General features: G+C 62.5%; 2 pseudogenes. Both read right to left on the reverse strand.

Annotated features, from left to right (window positions below):
- Positions 1-144: 144 nt before the first annotated feature.
- Positions 145-494 (reverse strand): annotated as a pseudogene (locus tag G3T14_RS24295) (DDE-type integrase/transposase/recombinase); the annotation flags it as partial.
- Between the two features lie 14 nt (positions 495-508).
- Positions 509-781: pseudogene (locus G3T14_RS24300) on the reverse strand (IS21 family transposase); the annotation flags it as partial.
- Between the last annotated feature and the right edge of the window lie 211 nt (positions 782-992).

The raw sequence follows: 992 nt of genomic DNA on the forward strand, positions 1-992 counted from the left end.
AAAAGCTGGACGTCGACAGACCTCGGAGCAAGGCGGCCTTCGCCGGATGCGCACCACCGTCCGCAACAGCCTGATGAATAAGACGGGCTAGCCCGTCTTATTCATGAGGACGGTGGATCTGGGGTGGGCTTGTCGCGAACTCTAGCCCTGCTGCAAGTGCTTCGTGACGTAGTGGGTGGGTATGCCGGGCAGCAGGCCCTCTTTTCGGCTCTCAGCGATGGCCGGCGGATAGGTGCCGGCACCATCCGTACCAATCCGTTCAGGAGCCAGCAGCGGCTGATCCTGCAACATCTTGCGGAAGAACCGCTTGGTCGCTTCGAGATCGCGTCGGGCAGTCAGCAGGAAGTCGTCCGGATTGCCATGGTTATCGACGGCTCGGTAGAGGTAGCGCCACTCACCGCGGACCTTGATGTACGTCTCGCCTCGTAATGTCGGCCCTTGAAATCGTCCTTGGCGCGCTGCTTCAGCTTCGCGGCGATGGCGGACAGGATCATGAACCGGCTCCAAAGCGGAGGCGCTCGAAGATCCGCTTGGCCGTGTGCCGCTGCTTGACGGGTGCGATCCGGTCCGCCTCCAAGATCGCATCGATCACCGGCAGCAGCGGCCCCAGCTTCGGCTTCTCGATCGGCTTCGAGCGCGTGTAGCCCGGTGGCAGTGAGAACCGGCACATCTTGGCAATCGTCTCGCGATTGAGCCCGAAGACCCGGGCTGCCTCGCGACGAGAATGACCGTCGATGAAAACGAACTGACGAACGGCCGCGTAGACTTCCACGTCAAACATCCTGGGCCCCTCCCTAAAGAGAAGCCTCTCCACTGGCCGGCTTTTACCCCGGCCGCATCAGCACACCGCCGACGCTCCAGTGGATGGGTTTGTCACCGCCCTACACTGCGTATTCCGACGTAGCCGGCCGGGGATTCCGATTTGAAGCCGGCCGTCATTCCGAGGCGAAGCCGGCCACCGTTCCGATTTGAAGCCGGCCGGTGATGGAGGC

It is taken from the genome of Methylobacterium sp. BTF04 (genome assembly GCF_010692745.1).
In the GTDB taxonomy this organism is placed as follows: domain Bacteria; phylum Pseudomonadota; class Alphaproteobacteria; order Rhizobiales; family Beijerinckiaceae; genus Methylobacterium.